Source organism: Hoeflea sp. AS60, from assembly GCF_038900115.1.
Classification (GTDB): domain Bacteria; phylum Pseudomonadota; class Alphaproteobacteria; order Rhizobiales; family Rhizobiaceae; genus Hoeflea.
This window is the reverse complement of record NZ_JBBMQP010000001.1, coordinates 855,895-875,367: the sequence shown is the minus strand read 5'-3', so window position 1 is coordinate 875,367 and position 19,473 is coordinate 855,895. Positions and strand designations below refer to the sequence as shown.

General features: G+C 61.1%; 13 protein-coding genes. 8 read left to right on the top strand and 5 right to left on the bottom strand.

The annotated features are described in order from the left end of the window. Window positions 1–240: 240 nt before the first annotated feature. The gene (locus WNZ14_RS04120; protein WP_342867327.1) at window positions 241–705 is read right to left on the bottom strand and encodes a DUF2231 domain-containing protein; all 465 of its coding nucleotides are present in this window, start codon (window positions 703–705) and stop codon (window positions 241–243) included. A gap of 199 nt (window positions 706–904) precedes the next feature. On the opposite strand from WNZ14_RS04120, the gene polA reads away from it, so the two are divergent. From polA to WNZ14_RS04085, 7 genes are all read left to right on the top strand, one after another. After that, entirely contained in the window at window positions 905–3,850 is a 2,946-nt protein-coding gene (gene polA / locus WNZ14_RS04115) for a DNA polymerase I (RefSeq protein ID WP_342867326.1), read from the top strand. A 144-nt stretch (window positions 3,851–3,994) separates the two neighbouring features. Beyond that, a complete protein-coding gene (locus WNZ14_RS04110; RefSeq protein WP_342867325.1) occupies window positions 3,995–5,227 on the top strand; it encodes an ABC transporter substrate-binding protein in 1,233 nt (410 codons plus the stop codon). Window positions 5,228–5,260: 33 nt separating this feature from the next. After that, window positions 5,261–6,955 carry an ABC transporter permease gene (locus WNZ14_RS04105; RefSeq protein ID WP_342867324.1) on the top strand — a complete coding sequence of 565 codons (1,695 nt, stop codon included), beginning with the start codon at window positions 5,261–5,263 and terminating at the stop codon, window positions 6,953–6,955. 68 nt (window positions 6,956–7,023) lie between these two features. Further along, on the top strand, window positions 7,024–7,614 hold the full coding sequence (locus WNZ14_RS04100; RefSeq protein WP_342868504.1) for an ATP-binding cassette domain-containing protein: 591 nt from the start codon (window positions 7,024–7,026) through the stop codon (window positions 7,612–7,614). A 26-nt stretch (window positions 7,615–7,640) separates the two neighbouring features. After that, window positions 7,641–10,076, top strand: a complete 2,436-nt coding sequence (gene hrpB / locus WNZ14_RS04095) for an ATP-dependent helicase HrpB (protein ID WP_342868503.1) — start codon at window positions 7,641–7,643, stop codon at window positions 10,074–10,076. A 56-nt stretch (window positions 10,077–10,132) separates the two neighbouring features. Further along, complete coding sequence (locus WNZ14_RS04090) at window positions 10,133–11,455, top strand: ActS/PrrB/RegB family redox-sensitive histidine kinase (protein WP_342867323.1); 1,323 nt, start codon at window positions 10,133–10,135, stop codon at window positions 11,453–11,455. 83 nt (window positions 11,456–11,538) lie between these two features. After that, window positions 11,539–12,108 (top strand): ActR/PrrA/RegA family redox response regulator transcription factor, encoded by a 570-nt coding sequence (locus WNZ14_RS04085; protein ID WP_342867322.1) that lies wholly within the window; start codon window positions 11,539–11,541, stop codon window positions 12,106–12,108. Window positions 12,109–12,141: 33 nt separating this feature from the next. Here WNZ14_RS04085 and WNZ14_RS04080 read toward each other — a convergent pair whose 3' ends face one another. Further along, entirely contained in the window at window positions 12,142–12,612 is a 471-nt protein-coding gene (locus WNZ14_RS04080) for an MmcB family DNA repair protein (protein ID WP_342867321.1), read from the bottom strand. A 207-nt stretch (window positions 12,613–12,819) separates the two neighbouring features. On the opposite strand from WNZ14_RS04080, the gene WNZ14_RS04075 reads away from it, so the two are divergent. Then, window positions 12,820–13,476, top strand: coding sequence for a L,D-transpeptidase (locus tag WNZ14_RS04075; protein WP_342867320.1), 657 nt, complete (start codon window positions 12,820–12,822; stop codon window positions 13,474–13,476). A gap of 89 nt (window positions 13,477–13,565) precedes the next feature. On the opposite strand, the gene WNZ14_RS04070 is transcribed toward WNZ14_RS04075, so the two are convergent. From WNZ14_RS04070 to WNZ14_RS04060, 3 genes are all read right to left on the bottom strand, one after another. Beyond that, the gene (locus tag WNZ14_RS04070; RefSeq protein WP_342867319.1) at window positions 13,566–15,722 is read right to left on the bottom strand and encodes a malate synthase G; all 2,157 of its coding nucleotides are present in this window, start codon (window positions 15,720–15,722) and stop codon (window positions 13,566–13,568) included. Between the two features lie 121 nt (window positions 15,723–15,843). Continuing rightward, entirely contained in the window at window positions 15,844–17,847 is a 2,004-nt protein-coding gene (locus WNZ14_RS04065; RefSeq protein WP_342867318.1) for a hydantoinase/oxoprolinase family protein, read from the bottom strand. A 148-nt stretch (window positions 17,848–17,995) separates the two neighbouring features. Beyond that, on the bottom strand, window positions 17,996–19,390 hold the full coding sequence (locus WNZ14_RS04060; protein ID WP_342867317.1) for a cytochrome P450: 1,395 nt from the start codon (window positions 19,388–19,390) through the stop codon (window positions 17,996–17,998). Window positions 19,391–19,473: the final 83 nt, after the last annotated feature.

Here is a 19,473-nt window from a genome sequence, read left to right as displayed (position 1 = left end):
GGGAAAGGGCAAAAGAAAAGCCGCCATGGCCGGAGGGGAGGGCCATGGCGGCGTATTGTCAGGACAAGGGCCTATAAGGGGGGCGGGGCGGCCCTTGTCCATGGTCTGGAGGCGGCGGGGGACGAGCCGGAATTCCAGACATCGGCTTTATTCGTTCGCCGGTAATTGTTATTTGGCCCCCGGAATGTGGCTTTTCAAGGACACGAACATTACGGTTTTGTAACGTATCCGTGATGTCCCTTAGCCGGCCATATGGGCAACATTGACGCCCAGATCATAGACCAGCTGGCCGCCAAAATAAGCGGTCGCGATGACCAGACCTGCGCCGGCTATCTCGATGACCGGCACTACCAGAACCATCGGGCTCGATAACCGAATATCACGGAACCAGAGGAATATGCGTATGGCGGCCCAGATTGCAAATGCCATCGCCGCGAATTCGCCAAGGCCTTCATGCATTTCGGCAATGTCACTGTGAAACCCGCCAGCCTCAGCGATATCGAGCGCAATGCCTCCGAAATAGAAGGTCACAATCGCTGAAAGACCGGCAAGCAGCGCCAGGCCGGCGGAGGCATTTCCCGACGCGGTCCTGCCCGTGATCTCCGCACCCCTCAATCCGGCGATCAGATCAAAGACCGCGAGCGTGATCATGAAGACGATGGGAAAGTGAACGAGAACCGGGTGAATGTGCTGAGCAGCAAGCATGGGAGGAAATCCTTTTGGAAGTGACCAGAGGGTCCGGCCATTGCTCCATCCGCCTAGACCATTGCAGATGACAAATCGCTGACAGCGCGATCTTTCAGACGGAAAGCAGGTCAGGACAAACACAGGCAATCACATTTTCACTGCATATCCGGCGTGTACCGCATGGACCTGAGCCCGACCGCGCGCTAATCCTTGCTCCATGAAAAAAGGTGATCATCTCTTCCTCGTCGACGGCTCCGGCTATATTTTCCGGGCCTATCACGCGCTGCCGCCACTGACCCGCAAATCCGACGGCTTGCCCGTCGGGGCGGTTTCGGGTTTCTGCAACATGCTGTGGAAGCTGGTTTCGGAGGCGCGCGACACCTCCGTTGGTGTCACACCGACTCATTTCGCGGTGATTTTCGACTATTCCTCGAAAACCTTCCGCAATGAGATGTACCCCGAATACAAGGCCAACCGTTCGGCGCCGCCGGAAGATCTGGTGCCACAATTCGCCGTTATCCGCGAAGCGACGCGCGCCTTTGATCTGCCCTGCATCGAGATGGAAGGGTTTGAGGCCGACGATCTGATCGCCACCTATGCGCGGCTGGCGCGTGAAGCCGGAGCTGACGTCACGGTGATCTCGTCCGACAAGGACCTGATGCAGCTGGTCGGACCGCAGGTGTCGATGTACGACAGCATGAAAGACAAGCAGATCGGGGTGGCCGAAGTTATCGAGAAATGGGGCGTTCCGCCCGAGAAGATGATCGACCTGCAGGCGCTGACCGGTGATTCGGTCGACAATGTGCCGGGCATCCCAGGCATCGGGCCCAAGACCGCGGCACAGCTGATCGAGGAATTCGGTGATCTGGATACACTGCTGGAGCGCGCCGGCGAGATCAAGCAGAACAAGCGCCGCGAGAACATCATCGAATTTGCCGACAAGGCCCGGATCTCGCGAGAGCTGGTGCGATTGAGGGACGATGTCGAGGTTGCAGAAAAGCTTGAAGAGCTGGTGCTCAACCCGCTCGACGGGCCGAAGCTGGTGGCGTTCCTCAAGGGCATGGAATTCACCTCGCTGACACGGCGGGTGGCAGATGCCACAGATACCGACGCCAGTGCGGTCGATGCGGCGGAAGTGGCCGTTGATGCGGCCGCCGAGATGCGCGGACCGGATCTCAATCCGGGCGATGCGGCAAAGACCGGGACCTCAGCTAATGGCGCCAAGGGCGATGACACGCCGCAGGGTCTCGCCAAGCGGCGCGCTGAAGCTGCAGCTTCAGCCAAGATCGACACCACGGCCTACGAGACACTGCGCGAGATCGATCAACTCAAGGCCTGGTGCGCGATGGCCCGCGAACGCGGCCTTGTCGCCTTCGACACCGAAACAACTTCGCTTGATGCGATGCAGGCCGAACTGGTCGGTTTTTCGCTGGCAATCCCGGAAACCGCGCCCGACACCGGCGATCTGAAAGTCAGGGCCTGTTACGCACCGCTGGCCCATTCCAATGGCGCCGGCGATCTGCTTGGCGGCGGTGGCAATCAACCCGGACAGATGCCGATTCGGGAAGCGCTGGACGAACTCAAGGCGCTGCTTGAGGACCCGGCGGTTCTCAAGATCGGGCAAAACCTGAAATACGACATGCTGGTGATGGCGCAGCACAATATCTCCATCGAGAGTTTCGACGACACCATGCTGTTGTCCTATGTGCTTGAAGCCGGCGGCGGCGGACACGGGATGGATTCACTTTCCGAGCGCTGGCTTGGCCACACAACCATCAGCTACAAGAATGTCACCGGCACCGGCAAGAACGCGATCCCGTTTGCCGAAGTGGCGATCGACAAGGCCACGGCCTATGCGGCAGAAGACGCGGAGGTCACTTTGAGGCTGTGGCATGTGCTGAAACCACGGCTCGTGGCCGACGGACTGGCGTCCGTCTACGAGCGGCTCGAAAGGCCGTTGGCGCCGGTGCTGATGCGGATGGAAAAGCACGGAATCCGTATCGACCGGCAGATCCTGTCGCGGCTGTCGGGCGAACTGGCCCAGGGTGCGGCGGCGCTGGAAGCGGAAATCCAGGAGCTGGCGGGCGAAAACTTCAATGTCGGCTCGCCCAAGCAGTTGGGCGAGATCCTGTTTGACAAGATGAGCCTGCCGGGCGGAACCAAGACAAAGACCGGGCAATGGTCGACCACGGCCCAGGCGCTTGAGGATCTGGCCGCCGCCGGGCACGAATTGCCCCGCAAGATCGTCGACTGGCGGCAGCTGACGAAGCTCAAATCCACCTATACCGATGCGCTGCCCGGTTTTATCAATCCGGAGACCAAGCGGGTGCATACGTCGTTTGCGATGGCGGCGACCACAACCGGCCGTCTTTCCTCGTCCGATCCGAACATCCAGAACATTCCGGTGCGCACAGCCGAAGGCCGCAAGATCCGCACCGCCTTCATAGCGGAACCGGGCAATGTGCTGATCTCGGCCGATTACAGCCAGATCGAGCTCCGGGTGCTGGCTCATGTGGCCAACATTCCGCAGCTGACACAGGCTTTCGCCGACGGCGTCGACATTCACGCCATGACGGCGTCGGAGATGTTCGGCGTACCGGTTGAGGGCATGCCATCGGAAGTGCGCCGCCGGGCCAAGGCGATCAATTTCGGCATCATCTACGGCATTTCGGCCTTTGGTCTCGCCAATCAGCTCAGCATCGAACGATCCGAAGCCGGTGAATACATCCGCAAATATTTCGAGCGGTTTCCCGGCATCAAGGACTACATGGAGGCGACCAAGGCTGAGGCCAAGGAGTACGGCTATGTAAAGACCATCTTCGGCCGCCGCGCGCACTATCCGGAGATCAAGTCGTCCAACCCCCAGGTCCGAGCCTTCAACGAACGCGCCGCCATCAATGCGCCGATTCAGGGATCCGCTGCCGATGTCATCCGCCGCGCCATGGTGCGCATGGAGCCGGCGCTCGAACAGACAGGCCTGAAAGCGCGGATGCTGTTGCAGGTGCATGACGAACTGATCTTTGAAGCCACTGAGAGCGACACCGAGAAGATCATTCCGGTTATCGTCGATGTGATGGAAAATGCCGCCATGCCAGCCGTCAACATGTCGGTACCGCTCAAGGTCGACGCCCGCGCAGCCCTTAACTGGGACGAGGCGCACTAGCTTCACGCGTACCCTGACGTGTTTTGAGCCCTGCCTGTAAACATGCGGGTCACCAAATTGTGACGGTCCGGCACATAGCGTTTGTTGACGCCATCATGGCCCTGTGGTGTGTGGACTGAACAATGCCGCCCGAGGAGGAATGCCATGTTGAAATCCCTGACCGTGTTTGCCAGCGCGCTGACCGCAGCGCTTGCCCTGTCGCAAACGGCCCAGGCCGCCGACCCCAATCCGCGTGACTGGGACGCCGTGCTTAGCGAAGCCAAGGGGCAGACGGTGTATTTCAACGCCTGGGGCGGATCTGAAAACATCAACAGCTATATCGACTGGGCCGGCGAGATGCTGAAAGAGCGCTTCGGGGTCGAAGTGGTTCACGTGAAACTTGATGACACCGCCAACGCCGTGGCCAAGGTTCTGGCCGAGAAAGCCGCCGGCAAGAACGAGGGCGGCTCGGTCGATCTCATCTGGATCAATGGCGAGAACTTCGCCTCGATGAAGCGTCAGCAATTGCTGATGTCGCCAGACTGGACCACGGGCCTGCCCAACTGGGCCTATGTCGACCACGAGAACAAGCCGACGATCCTGACCGACTTTACCATCCCCACCGACGGGCTCGAAAGCCCCTGGGGCGGTGCCAAGATGGTGTTTTTCCATGATAGCGCCCGCACACCGGCCAATAGCGTGCCGCATTCTTCGGCGGAACTGCTGGAATGGACGCAGCGAAATCCGGGACGGTTCTCCTACCCGCAGCCGCCGGATTTCATCGGCTCGTCGTTTCTCAAGCAGGTCCTGATAGAAACCATCGCCGACAAATCCAAACTGGGCCAGCCGGTGGTTGACGCGACTTTCAACGACGATGTGGCGCCGCTGTTTGCCTATCTCGACAAGCTGCATCCGAAACTGTGGCGCAGCGGCAAGGCCTATCCGCAGAACTATCCGGATATGAAGCAGAAACTTGCCGACGGTGAACTCGACATCATTTTCGCCTTCAATCCGTCGGAAGCCTCCGCAGGCATCGCGGCTGGCGAATTGCCCGACACCGTGCGTTCCTTCACCTACACAGAAGGCACGCTGGGAAATACCCATTTCGTCGCGATCCCCTACAACGCCGCAGCCAAGGCCGGAGCATTGGTGCTGGCAAATTTCCTGATCTCGCCGGAAGCCCAGGCGCGCAAGCAGGATCCCTCAATCTGGGGCGATCCGACAGTGCTGTCGATGGAGAAGATTTCGGCTGACGACCGCGCCGCGTTCGATGCGCTGGATCTCGGCGTTGCCACGCTGAAACCTGATGAACTCGGCCCCGCGCTGGATGAACCGCATCCGGACTGGATGGAGCGGATCGAGGGCGAATGGCTCAAGCGCTATGGTGCTGCCAACTGACCGGTGTGACGGCACCCGGCAGGACCCGGTAAGATGACGGGCGGCGTGCGCCTGGCGCGGCTGGCGCCGCCCCTGACACTTGCGATCCTGCTCGGCCCATTGGCTTTCGGACTGGCCGGAACCATGCTTCCGGCCTTGGGTTATCTGCCGGAGCTGGGTGGCGAGACTTTCACCACCGCGCATTTCTCGGCGCTTGCCTCAGTTCCCGGAATTTTTCGCTCTTCCGTGCTGTCGATCCTGATCGGACTGGTGACCACGCTTGTTGCGCTTGGCGCGGTGGCGGCGTTTGTCGCCAGCGATCTCGGCACCTCAGGCTTTGCCAGGATGCGGCGGATGATATCGCCGCTTCTGTCTGTGCCGCATGCGGCGGCAGCTTTCGGGCTCGCCTTCCTGATTGCCCCATCAGGTATGCTGATGCGGCTGGTCTCGCCCTGGCTGACCGGTCTCGACCAGCCACCAGACCTGCTGATCCTCAATGATCCTATGGCCCTGTCAATGATTGCCGGGCTGATCGTCAAGGAAATCCCGTTTCTGTTTCTGGTGACGCTGGCCGCACTGCCGCAGACCCGTCATGTCGAGACCATGAGGCTCGGACGTTCCCTCGGCTATGGTCGTATCGCCAGCTTCACCTTCCTGTTGTGGCCACCGCTTTACCGGCAGGTTCGCCTAGCGGTGTTTGCCGTGGTCGCCTATGCCAGTTCGGTGGTCGATGTGGCGCTGATCCTCGGGCCGCATCTTCCGCCAACGCTCCCTGTGCGCCTGATCGACTGGATGAATGATCCTGATCTTGAAACCAGGTTCCTGGCCTCAGCCGGTGCTGTTTTGCAGCTCGGCGTGACCTTGACCGCGCTGATTGCCTGGGTGGGGATTGAGCGTCTTGGCGCACTGCTGATCTGCAGCAGCCGTCAACGGGGCCATCGCTGGCAGCGCGACATGGCGCTGCGCGCCGCGGCACGGACGGTGATGATTGCCTCGGCAGGCATCGTTTTCGGCGGGATTGCGGTGCTGGCTCTGTGGTCGGTTTCAGGCCTCTGGCAGTTCCCCGATGCGCTGCCAGCCAATTTCAGCCTGAGAAGCTGGATGCAGGCGCTGCCGCGGATGAGTGGGCCGCTGGCGACCACCCTTTCTGTCGCCGGACTGTCGACGCTGATCGCGCTGGTGCTGACCATCCTGTGCCTCGAACGCGAATACGAGACCGGAAGAGGCCGTGGTGGCGGGGCGTTGCTGCTGATCTACCTGCCGCTGATCGTGCCGCAGATCTCCTTCATGTTCGGGCTGCAGGTTCTGTCGATTTGGCTCGGGGTCGACGCCAGCTTTTCGGCACTGGTTCTGGCGCATCTGGTGTTCGTGTTGCCCTATGTCTTTCTGTCGCTGAGCGATCCTTGGCGCGCGCACGACCGACGCCACGACCTGATTGCCGCAGGCCTCGGCATGAGCCGGACCCGCACACTTGTCAGGATCCGGTTGCCGATGCTGACCCGCGCCATCCTGACGGCTGCGGCTGTCGGATTTTCCGTCTCTGTCGGGCAGTATCTGCCGACGGTGCTGATCGGCGCAGGGCGGCTCACCACGGTGACCACGGAAGCCGTAGCGCTGGCTGCGGGCGGCAATCGCCGCGTCATCGGTGTCTACGCCTTCATGCAGACGGTTTTGCCGTTTCTGGCTTTCAGCATTGCAACGGGTTTGCCCGGCCTGCTATTCCGCAATCGGCGAGGCTTGCGGGTGTGACAGTGGACAGCGTGACCGACAATCAGGGACTGACCCTCAACGGCGTGCGCATCTGCCTCGGCGAGCGCATGCTGGTGGCGCTCGATGCCCGCGTCAAACGGGGTGAGACACTGACCGTCATGGGTCCGTCAGGCTCCGGAAAATCCACGTTACTGGCCTATCTCGGCGGATTTCTAGATCCGGTCTTCAGCGCCAACGGACAGGTGTCCGTGGCCGGTGTCGAGCTGACTGCGCTCGCGGCGGAAAAACGCCGTGCCGGAATCCTGTTTCAGGATCCGCTATTGTTTCCCCATCTCAGTGTCGCCGACAACATCGCCATTGCCATTCCCGAAGACGTCAAGGGGCGCAAACAGCGCAGAATGATGGCCGAAGCTGCACTTGAAGATGCAGGACTGGCGGAATTCGGCGACCGGGATCCCGATACGCTGTCCGGCGGGCAAAAGGCCCGCGTCGCGTTGCAACGGGTGCTGATGTCGCGCCCGCGATTGCTGCTGCTTGACGAGCCTTTTTCCAAGCTAGATGCCAATTTGCGCGACCAGACACGGCAATTGGTGTTTGACCTCGCGCGTCGAGCCGGTTTGCCGGTGGTGCTGGTGACCCATGACGAGGATGATGCCCGCGCCGCAGCTGGCCAAGTCCACAAGGTCGACCTGGCGTGAGCGACATAGCCGCCCGATATGCCGATCTGCCGGTTTCCGATGCATTGGCTCCCTTGCGCGCAGCCCTTGCCGACGGCCCCAATGCCGTTCTCGCAGCCCCACCGGGTGCGGGCAAGACAACGCTGGTTCCGCTGGTGCTGGTGGACGAGCCCTGGCTCTCGGGCAAGATCATCCTGATTGAGCCACGCCGGCTGGCGGCGCGCGCCGCGGCGCGGCGGATGGCATCAATGCTCGGCGAAGAGGTTGGCGCGACCGTCGGCTATCGCATGCGGCTCGACACCAAGGTTTCGGCCAAGACCCGCATCGAGGTGGTGACCGAAGGCGTTTTCACCCGCATGGCACTGTCATCGCCCGATCTCGAGGGCATTGATTGCGTCATCTTCGACGAGTTTCACGAACGTGCGCTGGAGGCTGATTTCGGTCTGGCGCTGGCGGTCGATATCCAGACAGGCCTGCGCGAGGATCTACGCATTCTGGTGATGTCGGCGACGCTTGATACGTCGCGTGTGGCGGCGCTGATGGATGATTGTCCGGTGATCGAGAGCCTTGGCCGCAGCCATCCCGTCGACATAAGGCACATTGACAGATCGCCGGGCGAGCGGATCGAAGCATCGGTGACCAGCGCCATCGAGATGCTTCATCGCACCGAGACGGGTTCCATCCTGGCGTTCCTGCCGGGTCAGGGCGAGATCAGGCAGATCGCATCCAGACTTGAGGGCCGTCTGGGCCCGATGACCGACATTCAACCGCTATTTGGCGGTCTCAGTTCGCAGGAGCAGGATGCGGCGATCAAGCCGACCCCTGAAGGCAGGCGCAAGGTGGTGCTCGCCACCCCGGTGGCCGAAAGCTCGATTACCATCGACGGTGTCCGCATCGTCATCGACAGCGGACTTGTGCGGCAGCCGGTCTATGAACCATCGACCGGCATCACCCGGCTCGAAACCATCCGCGCCTCGCAGGCTTCTGCAGACCAGCGCGCCGGGCGTGCGGGACGAACAGCGCCGGGCATTGCCGTCCGGCTCTGGCGCGCCGAGCAGACCAAGGCACTGCCCGCCTTTTCCACCCCGCAAGTGCTGGCGAGTGATCTCTCTGCGATGGTGCTCGATTGTCTGGCCTGGGGCGTCAACGATCCGAGGGACTTGCGCTTCATCGATGCGCCGCCAGATGCCGCAATCACTGAAGCGCGCGTCTTGCTTCAAGGTCTTGGCGCAATCGACGCCGATGGCGGATTGACCGGCCGGGGCAAACGCATGCGCGACATGGCGCTGCCGCCACGGCTGGCCTCGATGGTGGTTTCTGGGCAGGAAGACGGGCACGGTCTTGCCGCCGCCGAACTGGCTGTCTTGCTCACCGAGCAAGGGCTCGGTGGACAGGATGCGGATCTCGAAACCCGATTGTCGCGCTTTCGCTCCGATCGCACACCCCGAGGCACGGCATCCCGCGCCCTTGCAGCAAGACTGGCCGGAGGAAAGACATCCCCGGCTTCTGCGGGTGCAATCCCGGCAGCGGCGCTGCTGGTGCATGCCTTTCCGGACCGGATCGCCCGCCAACGAGGCGCGAGGGGGAAATTCGTTCTGGCCAATGGCCGCGGCGCGATGATTGACGAGACGGACCGGTTGGCCGGATCGGACTTCCTGGTGATCGCCGATATGAGCGGCAAGGCACAGGCGGCGCGGATCCTCGCTGCTGCAGAGTTGTCCGGAGAAGCACTGGAAGAGGTGCTGGAAAGCCGGACGGTTCAAAGCGAGGAATGCGTCTTCGACCCGCAATCGGGCGCTGTCAGGGCCAGACGCATCAGCCGCCTTGGCGCCATCACGCTTGCCGAAACGCCGCTGCCCAAACCCGATGATGCGGCTGCGATGGCCGTGTTGTGCGCGGCGATCCGCAAGATCGGCTTCAAGGCGCTGCCGTTTTCTGCTGCCGGGCAGCAATTGCGCGACCGGATCGGTTTCCTCAACACAACTCTCGGCGCGCCGTGGCCGGATGTATCCGATCAGGCATTGCTCAATGAGCTCGAGATCTGGTTCGCGCCCTATCAGCCAGGCGTCATATCACTCAAGGCAATCGACCGGGACGGCCTGAACGAGGGCCTGCTGTCTTTGTGCGGTCCCGGCGCCAGAAGTGACATTGGACGGCTGGCGCCCACCCATTACGAAGCGCCGACCGGATCGCGATTGCCGATTCGCTACGAGGAAGGCAACCCGATCGTTGCGGTCCGGGTCCAGGAGCTGTTTGGCGAAGCCCGCCATCCGTCGATTGCCGGCGGGCGGTTGCCGCTGACTTTGGAGCTTTTGTCGCCGGCGCATCGGCCGATCCAGACAACGCGGGACCTGCCGGGGTTCTGGCATGGCTCATGGGCCGATGTGCGGGCCGACATGCGCGGACGCTATCCGCGCCATCCGTGGCCTGAAAACCCGGCAGAGGCTGCTCCCACGCATCGCGCCAAGCCGCGCGGGACTTGATATGCGACGGCAAAACGCAGTGTGAATCCCCGGTGCGATAGGCTAGATCAGGTCACATGAACGTTTTTTTTCCGCCCTTCATTGATGACCACTCGATCAGGCACCGGTTGCGGCTGCAGACACTGACGCGGCTCAGGTGGCTGGCAGTGGTCGGTCAAAGCGTTACGGTTCTGATCATTGCCCATGGCTATGAATTTGCGATGCCGGAGCTTTTCTGTTTCGCGTTGATTGCCTGTTCGGCCTGGCTGAACGTGTTTCTATCGGTTCGCTTCCCCGCCGCCCATCGGCTGCCACCACTGGGCGCGACCGGTGTCCTCTCGTTTGATGTCTTGCAGCTTTCGGGTTTGCTGTTCATGACCGGCGGGCTGGCCAATCCGTTTTCAGTCCTTTTGTGCGTTCCGGTGATCATTTCATCCACCTCCCAGCCGGTGCGGCACACGTTGAGCCTTGGTGCCCTGTCGGTGGCATCGGTCACGGTTCTGGCGTTTTATTCGCTGCCGCTTCCCTGGTATCCCGGCAACGATTTCGAGGTGCCGTTCCTGTTCATCCTGGGCGCATGGATTGCGATCGTATCGACAACAGCTTTTGCCGCGTTCTACTCCTTTCAGGTGTCTGCGGAGGCCAATCTGCTGGCCGATGCGCTGGCTGCAACCGAGCTTGTGCTGCAGCGCGAGCACCATATTTCCGCACTCGACGGTCTGGCGGCAGCGGCTGCGCATGAACTCGGCACACCGCTCGCGACCATTCAGGTGGTGGCGCGGGAAATGGAAAAAATGCTGGTCGACGATCCCCGGTTTACCGATGATCTGATGTTGCTGCGCAGCCAGACCGAGCGGTGCCGCGATATCCTGAGGCGCTTGACCACGCTTTCTGCGGAAGACGAAGCCCACATGCTGCGGCTGCCGCTGGGGTCGCTGATCGAGGAGGTCATCGCGCCGCACCGGGAGTTCGGCATCGCTATCGACGTGATCCATAGCCAATACGAGATGCGGGAAGCGATCGGGCGGCGCAATCCAGCCATTCTCTTCGGGCTTGGCAACCTGATCGAAAATGCGGTCGATTTTGCAAATAGCCAGGTCACGGTAACCGTCACCAACGACCGGAACCGGGTGGAAATCAGCATCATTGATGATGGTCCCGGATTTGCCCCCGATGTGCTGACCCAGATCGGGGTACCGTTCCTGAACCGGCGCAACCGGCTCGACCGGGACAAGGGCGGCGGTCTGGGACTGGGGCTGTTTATCGCCAAAACCTTGCTCGAGCGGTCTGGCGCATCGCTGACTTTCTCCAACAGGTTGCTGCCGGCGACCGGTGCTCAGGTAAAAGTGAGCTGGCCCAGGGACAAAATGGACCTTTTTGGCACTGATAAGTTACTTTGAGTCAGCGCCGGAGCTGGATAAATTGCAAAAACGTATTAGATCCGTTCTATGAACCCGCATTGCAAGCACCGGTGAGGTGAACCATGACCGCCGAAATCGCAGAACCCATTGAAGCCGAGTCCATCGGACCTGACGCATCGCTTCTGCTTGTCGACGATGACGGCCCCTTTCTGCGCAGGCTCGCCCGCGCCATGGAGACGCGTGGCTTTGAGGTGGAGATCGCCGAAAGCGTGGCTGAAGGCCTCGCAAAGGCGCGCGCCAAGACACCAAAATATGCCGTGGTGGATATGCGGCTTCAGGACGGCAACGGACTGGACGTCATCGAGGCCATCCGCGCGCGTCGCGACGATACGCGTATCATCGTGCTGACCGGCTATGGCAACATCGCCACAGCGGTGACGGCCGTGAAACTTGGCGCGATTGATTATCTGGCCAAACCGGCCGACGCCGATGAGGTATTTGCCGCGCTTACCCGCAAGCCGGGTGAGCGGGCCGAGGTTCCCGAAAACCCGATGTCAGCTGACCGGGTGCGCTGGGAACACATTCAGCGGGTCTATGAGATGTGCGAACGCAATGTCTCGGAGACCGCGCGACGACTCAACATGCACAGGCGGACCCTGCAGCGGATTCTTGCCAAACGCGCGCCGCGCTGATCCTTGGTGTTGTCAGGTTAAAACGGCTTAGGCTCAGCCTGCTGCCAGTTCCGCAAGCAGGAGACGATCCGCAGCGGCCCGGGCAAACCGCAGCAACATCGCCTTGCGCGTAGCCGCCGAGAGGCGATGCTCAGGTGCTTCGCGCAAAAAATGCCCTGACCATTCATCGGCGATGATCAGGCCGCATTCGTGAGGGAAAATCTCCGCCGGCACGCCAGTATGGGTGGCGAAGAAGAGCCGATCGCAGTGCTGGCGATAATCAGGCCATTTGTTGTCCACTCGGAAATCCTCAATCGAGGACTTGATCTCGACGATCCAGATTTCGCCGGTCCCATTCAACGCCACCAGATCTGCACGACGGCCGGAAGCAAGCGACAATTCAGGCACCATCGACAGGCGCAGGTCCGAGAAAAGCCGTTGCACGCCGCGGCGTACAATCAGTGCACGATCAGACTGACGGCCATCGACAAGCGGATTGTCTGAATGTATGGAGATGATCGGCATGAACTATATCTGCCACGGCTTTTGGTCTGTCGCAACGTCAGGTGGCGCTGATGTTGCAGAAAAACAATGAGACCTAACAAAGCGTGAAACATGCATCGATTTTTCATCCAAAGCGGTTGCATAGTTAAGTCTTTATTAAAATAAACAGCATCACGTTGACCGCGGTTCATCACCGACGTTCACGCCCTGCTTTCGGAAGTTTTCAAAATGTCCCTTCGTTCTTCGCTTACCATCGCCGGACTCGCTGCGGCGCTTGCGCTCGCCGGTTGCTCCTCGAGCACCGAGGGCGGTGTATCCGGCGCCACCTCGCAGATCTTCACCTCGGAATATGGCTCGGTCACCGATTCCGGCTATGCGATTCCTGCGGTTCCGATCAGCAAGATCGACAAGAAGTTCCATCGCCAGATCGTTTCCTACAGCACCCGGGAAAAGGCTGGAACGATTATCGTCGATACACCCAATCGCTATCTCTATCTGGTGCTGCCCGGCAAGAAAGCTGTCCGCTACGGCATCGGCGTCGGCAAGGCCGGATTTGCCTGGGAAGGCGAGGCCTATATCGCCTGGAAGCAGGAATGGCCGACATGGACTCCTCCCCGCGAAATGATCGACCGCAAGCCAGAGCTCGCAAAGTACGGCGACGACGGCATGAAGCCTGGTCTTAAGAACCCGCTCGGCGCCCGCGCGCTTTACCTCTTCAATGAAAAGGGTGAAGACACCCTGTTCCGTCTGCATGGCACGCCGGAATGGAAGTCGATCGGCACTGCCGCTTCCTCGGGCTGCATCCGCCTGATGAACCAGGACATCATTGATCTCTACAGCCGGGTCCGCCCGGGCAAGAGCGCTCGCGTCATCGTCAAGCAGTAGATCTTGCGCCACCCCTAAATTGAAAGGCCCGCCCGGTTATCCCGAGCGGGCTTTTTTAATGCGTAGCAGCTGCTTGCCAGTTGAATGCCTCAGGCAGCGGCGGCCTTGAGTTCGAGACGGCGGCGATGCAACACCGGCTCGGTGTAGCCGTTGGGCTGGGATCGGCCTTCAAGCACCAACTCGACTGCCGCCTGAAACGCCACCGACGTGTCATAACCGGGCGCCATCGGCTGGTAGGCGGAATCACCGGCGTTCTGGCCATCAACAACGACTGCCATACGCTTCATGGTCTCGATGACCTGATCGCGGGTGATGACACCGTGGTGCAGCCAGTTGGCCATGTGCTGGGCAGAAATCCTGAGTGTTGCGCGGTCTTCCATCAGGCCGACATCATTGATGTCGGGAACCTTGGAACAACCAACGCCCTGATCAACCCAACGGACCACATAGCCAAGGATACCTTGCGCGTTGTTGTCGATTTCGCGCTGGATTTCCTCGGGCGTCCAGTTGGGGTTCTTCGCCACCGGAATGGACAGGATATCGTCCAGCTTGGCGCGGGTGCGCGAGCGCAGGCCGGCCTGAACATCAGCGACATTGACCTTGTGGTAATGGGTGGCGTGCAGGGTCGCAGCGGTTGGTGATGGCACCCAGGCGCAATTGGCCCCAGCCTTCGGGTGACCGATCTTCTGCTCCAGCATCGCCGCCATAAGATCCGGCATGGCCCACATGCCCTTGCCGATCTGAGCGTGACCGGCAAGACCGCATTCAAGCCCGATGTCGACATTCCAGTTCTCATAGGCTGCAATCCAGGCGGCCTGCTTCATGTCGCCCTTGCGGATCATCGGTCCGGCTTCCATCGAAGTGTGGATCTCGTCGCCGGTGCGATCGAGGAAGCCGGTGTTGATGAACACCACACGCTGGCTGGCAGCGCGGATGCATTCCTTGAGGTTGATCGTGGTCCGACGCTCCTCGTCCATGATGCCCATCTTGATGGTGTTGGGTGCCATGCCGAGGGCGGCTTCGACGCGGCCGAAGATCTCGACGGCGAAGGCCACTTCTTCCGGGCCGTGCATCTTTGGCTTGACCACATACATGGAGCCAGCGGCCGAGTTGGCGCGGCGGCCCTTCGGGCCGATGTCGTGCAGGGCGATGAGACCGGTCAGGAACGCATCCATGATGCCTTCGGGGATCTCGTTGCCATCATGGTCAAGGATGGCCGGATTGGTCATCAGGTGGCCGACATTGCGGATCAGCATCAGCGAGCGACCCTTGAGCGTTGCACCCTCGCCGCCCGGCGTAGTGAACTCGATGTCGCCGCTGAGCTTGCGGATGAAGCTCTTGCCGCCCTTGAACACTTTCTCGGTCAGATCGCCGCGCATCAGGCCAAGCCAGTTGCGGTAGACCAGGGTCTTGTCTTCGGCGTCGACGGCAGCGATGGAATCTTCGCAGTCCATGATGGCGGTGACTGCAGATTCGAGTGCTACATCGGCGATGCTGGCCTTGTCGGTCTTGCCAATGACGCTGTCCGGATCGACGGAAACCACAGCATGCAGGCCGTTCTTCTGGAAGTAGAGCCTGTAGGCGTGATCGCTATCGCGCTTGAAACCAGTGTACTGCCCCTCGTCAGCGAGTGTCGTCTCGCCATTGCTGGTTTCGATCTTCAACTCGCCGTTTTCGAAATCGAACCCGGTGACATCGGCCCATTTGGCGCTCGTCAAAGGCACGCTGTCGTCAAGGAACGACTTGGCCCAGGCGATTACGCGCGCGCCGCGTTCAGCGTCATAGCCACCGGCTTCCGGCAGATCACCGAGCGCGTCTGTGCCGTAGAGGGCGTCATAGAGCGAACCCCAGCGTGCGTTGGCGGCATTGAGCGCGAAGCGCGCGTTCATCACCGGAACGACGAGCTGCGGGCCTGCGATCAGGGCGATTTCGGGGTCGACATTTTCTGTCGAGACCTGCACCGGGCCACCTTCAGGCAGCAGATAACCGATTGAGGTCAGGAAATCCTTGTAGACGTCCATATCGACCGGCGCGCCGTTTTCGCGGTACCAGGCGTCGATTTTCTCCTGCAATGCATCGCGCTTGGCGAGCATCGCGCGGTTCTTCGGCGCAAGATCGGAAACGGCCTCGCCAAACGCCTCAAAAAACCCGTCTGCCTCTACACCGGTGCCCGGCATTGCTTCATTGATGATGAAATCGTGCAGGTCGGCGCTGATTTTCAGGCCATTCTTTTCGATTCTTGTCACTTTGACTCTCCGTTTTGCGGACGCAATCCCACGCATCCTGACTCTGGACCGACCCTGCAGGGCGGCGCATTGCCTGTCAATTCATCGAAGGTGCAAATGATTTATTCCAAATTGGAACAAATCATTTGGCAGCGATGCGCGGTCGACCGGAGGCTATGGCAACGAAGCGGGCTTCAACGAGCTTTTCGAGACCTTCGATCAGCGGCATGTCGATGTGTTCACTGTGCTCAACCACGGGGTGATCCGCGCCGCTGCGGATTGACGCCAGGCGCGCTTCGGTGCCAGCCAGTTCCCGCGCCCGGCCGAAGGCATCTGCGCGATCCTTGAAGATCTGGTGCACGCCCGCGCCATTGACCGCGTAACGCCCCTCGTCGGGCTCGGTGACAAACACTGTCACAGTTTCGCGCACCTGGCCTACCACCGCACCCACTGCATTGGCGACGCCGGCATGAACCGGCACGAAACATTCACTATCGAGCATCTGAGCAATCGCAGGATAATGCACCGGTGCCGAGGCCCCAAGTGCGACCAGCGGCCGGTCGGGCTTTATGCTGAAGCGGACCAGACCAGGCGTGCGACTGAGCGCGCGATCAATGAGGGCCGATTTTGCAACGTCAATTCCGGTGGTTCCGTCATCGGCCATGAGCGCGGTCAACACGGCTTCCGCACTCTGACGGGTGAGACGCGCGGACACCATCTCGGAGAGCTCGGTCGGCGATTGCGCCACCGCGCGGCCTGAACCGGCCTTGCGGCGGGCAAAGACCTCGGCGCCGAGGCGGGCGGCTTCGGCGTTCCACTGGTCTTGCCGACCCAGGACATGCATCGCGTCCGACGGGGTGAAGCCCGCGATCAGCACCAGGCCACGCGCCACCAGCCGATCGAGCGTGGCACGCTGTGAGGTTCCCGCGAGCACGGCGTCAAGCGACTGCGGCTCGAGCGTAATCTTGGCATACAGCGCCGCTTCCTGTGCGGTGAGCCCGGCAGCCAGAGCATCGGGAAGTCCGGTGCGCAACGCAAAACGCCCATCATAGCGGCCGGGGAAGGCTGCCTGCATCTGCCGTTCGAGACTGGTGAGAACCGGTTTCGGCCAGAGATGGGCGGCGAGGCTCAACGGCATCAGGCGGCGCGGGCCAAGGGTAAGGCCCGCTTCAAAGCCGCCCTCCTCAAGCCGCAGCTCGGAATCCCCGCCAAGTCCGAACGTGTGCATGGCCACGGCTTCGACCATGGTCCGGTATCGGCCAACCGTGGCGCCCTCGGTGTCAATGCGCGGCATGCCGCCATCAAGCACTGCTACGTCGGTGGTGGTACCGCCAATGTCGGAGACGACGGCATTGTCGAGTCCGGTCAGATGCCGGGCTCCGACGAGACTTGCCGCCGGGCCGGACAGGATGGTCTCGATCGGACGCATCAGCGCTTCGGCGGCTGAAATCAGCGCTCCGTCGCCACGCACCACCATCAGCGGAGCTTCGATGCCGCGGCTTGTGAGATAGCCGCTGGTCGCATCAATCAGCCGCGCCACCATCGAGATCAGCCGCGCATTCAGCAGTGTCGTCAACGCGCGCCGCGGTCCGCCAAGACGAGATGACAGGTCATGGCTGCAGGTCACCGGCAAAGAAGTTCGACTTCTAACCAGATCGCGCACTGCGATTTCATGGGCAGGATTGCGGACTGCGAAATAGCCGGCAATCGCCACCGCAGAGACCTGCCCGCTCAAACCGTCAAGCTGCTCCTCAAGCGGAGCAAGATCGAGCGGCGTTTCATTGCCATGCACATTGTGTCCACCGGAAAGATAGATAACCGGATCGCTGCCCAAGGCTTCCGCCAGCCCGTCGCGCGCAAGATCCTGCGGACCGAAGCCAATCATCACCAGACCGGCTCGACCGCCCTGGCCTTCAACGAGAGCGTTGGTGGCAAGTGTGGTCGAGAGTGACACCAGCCGGATCCGAGAAACGGCGCCGCCGATTTCCGACAACACAGTCTCGACGGCACCGGAAACGCCTATGGCGAGATCATGACGGGTGGTCAGCGACTTGGCGGAGGCCAGCACGCCCTCTGTCTCGCTGTAGAGAACGGCGTCGGTGTAAGTGCCACCTGTGTCGATGCCAAGAAAGAGAGGAGTTGTCATAACTTGAAGTCCATTCAAACGCTCCATTCACGCATCCCGGGTCTGGCGGGAGCTGGCAATCCACATAAGACGGTTTTGATACCGACGCCACCACTTCCCACGCCAACACAGGTCGCGAACTGTCGTGTCGGGCGCGCGCTGAACGCTGCTAACGCAGGCTGACCCGCATCGGCAGCCCGCCCTCCGGCTGCGTGGTCAGTTTCTGCATCGGCCATGGCTTGGTCTCGCTGGTGCAGTCAAAGCGGTAGCGCGACAACAAGACCCCAAGTGCGATCACCGCCTCCTGCAACGCGAAGGTCGCACCGATACAGATGCGCGGGCCAACGCCAAATGGCAGATACTGGTAGCGATCAATCTTGCCACGGTTCTCGGGGAGAAAACGCGATGGAATGTAGGCTCCGGGCTGATCCCACAGCTTGGTGTGGCGGTGCAGAGTCCAGGGCATGACGAGAATCGTGGTGCCGGCCTCTATCGTGACGGTCTCTCCCTTGCCATTGTCCCATGTGTCATCGGCAATCGCGGCGCGGTTGATCGAGGGTGCAGGCGGATAAAGCCGCATCGCCTCCTCGAATGCGGCGCGAGTCCACGGCATCGCATCCAGCCATTTGACCGGATCAGGCTCCCGCGCCAGCACTTCGTCGATCTCTGCTTCCACCTTCTCGCGGTCCGATGGCGAGTTCGCGAGGCAATAGAGAGTCCAGCCAAGCGCCCGCGCCGTGGTTTCATGACCGGCGCCAATGAAGGTGATGATGTTGTCTTCGATCTCGTCGATGGACAGACCTTCGGGACCATTCAGCCTGATCAACAACGTCAGAAAATCCTCCGGCACCGAATCCGGGTCCGAGCGCATCAATTGCTGCCGTCTGGACATGGTTTCTTCGACAATGCCGCGGAACTTGGCGAGGACACGTCGACCAAACATGCGACGGACCCGCGGCACCCAGGACGGCGCCTTCAGCAGGTCCATCGGATCGACCCGGCCCATGGTCGACAGAAGCCGGTCAATGTCACCGGCAAACTCGGCTTCAGTTCCGGCCACCTTGCCCGAAAACAGCGTGGCCGAGAGGATATCAAAGGTCATCTCGGTCATGTCGACAGCGATATCGCGCACTTCGCCATTGGCCGCTGCTCCGGTGTAGCGTTCGGCAAAGGCTCGGGATTGTTCAAGCATCTGTTCGGCAAATCCGCGGGCGTGGCGCGGCGTGAATACCGGTGCCATCGCCTTGCGTGACCGCTTCCAGGTTTCGCCTTCAGCAGTCAGCAATCCATCGCGCAGGATCGGACGCAACACCAACTGACGAATGGCTGCCATCCGGTAGTTCTGCACATTGTCGACCAGCACATGACGCACCAGACCCGGATGGTTGACTATCAGCGTCCGCTCATTGAAGAACTTGGTCTTGATCCACTCCAGTCGGAAGGACGGCTCGCCCCACAGTTCAAGCGGGTTGCGCATGACTGTTCGAATGATCTCGAAGCGTGAGGGGGGTGTTGTCCTTGGAACCGGCGCGGGCGGCACAAACGGGGCATAAAGGTCTGTCATTCTGCTTCCTTTGAAGTCCGGGACCGGCGACAAATGCCAGTCACAAGCTACCGGGCCTTGGCTGCGCGCTTGGGGTTCTTGGG

What these genes read in the sequence shown, in the direction of transcription:
- WNZ14_RS04085 (WP_342867322.1), top strand. Translation starts at nt 11,539, where the DNA reads ATGACCGCCGAAATCGCAGAACCCATTGAAGCCGAGTCCATCGGACCT.
- polA (WP_342867326.1), top strand. Translation starts at nt 905, where the DNA reads ATGAAAAAAGGTGATCATCTCTTCCTCGTCGACGGCTCCGGCTATATT.
- WNZ14_RS04080 (WP_342867321.1), bottom strand. Translation starts at nt 12,612, where the DNA reads ATGCCGATCATCTCCATACATTCAGACAATCCGCTTGTCGATGGCCGT.
- WNZ14_RS04110 (WP_342867325.1), top strand. Translation starts at nt 3,995, where the DNA reads ATGTTGAAATCCCTGACCGTGTTTGCCAGCGCGCTGACCGCAGCGCTT.
- WNZ14_RS04120 (WP_342867327.1), bottom strand. Translation starts at nt 705, where the DNA reads ATGCTTGCTGCTCAGCACATTCACCCGGTTCTCGTTCACTTTCCCATC.
- WNZ14_RS04075 (WP_342867320.1), top strand. Translation starts at nt 12,820, where the DNA reads ATGTCCCTTCGTTCTTCGCTTACCATCGCCGGACTCGCTGCGGCGCTT.
- WNZ14_RS04100 (WP_342868504.1), top strand. Translation starts at nt 7,024, where the DNA reads ATGCTGGTGGCGCTCGATGCCCGCGTCAAACGGGGTGAGACACTGACC.
- WNZ14_RS04105 (WP_342867324.1), top strand. Translation starts at nt 5,261, where the DNA reads ATGACGGGCGGCGTGCGCCTGGCGCGGCTGGCGCCGCCCCTGACACTT.
- WNZ14_RS04090 (WP_342867323.1), top strand. Translation starts at nt 10,133, where the DNA reads ATGAACGTTTTTTTTCCGCCCTTCATTGATGACCACTCGATCAGGCAC.
- WNZ14_RS04065 (WP_342867318.1), bottom strand. Translation starts at nt 17,847, where the DNA reads ATGACAACTCCTCTCTTTCTTGGCATCGACACAGGTGGCACTTACACC.
- WNZ14_RS04060 (WP_342867317.1), bottom strand. Translation starts at nt 19,390, where the DNA reads ATGACAGACCTTTATGCCCCGTTTGTGCCGCCCGCGCCGGTTCCAAGG.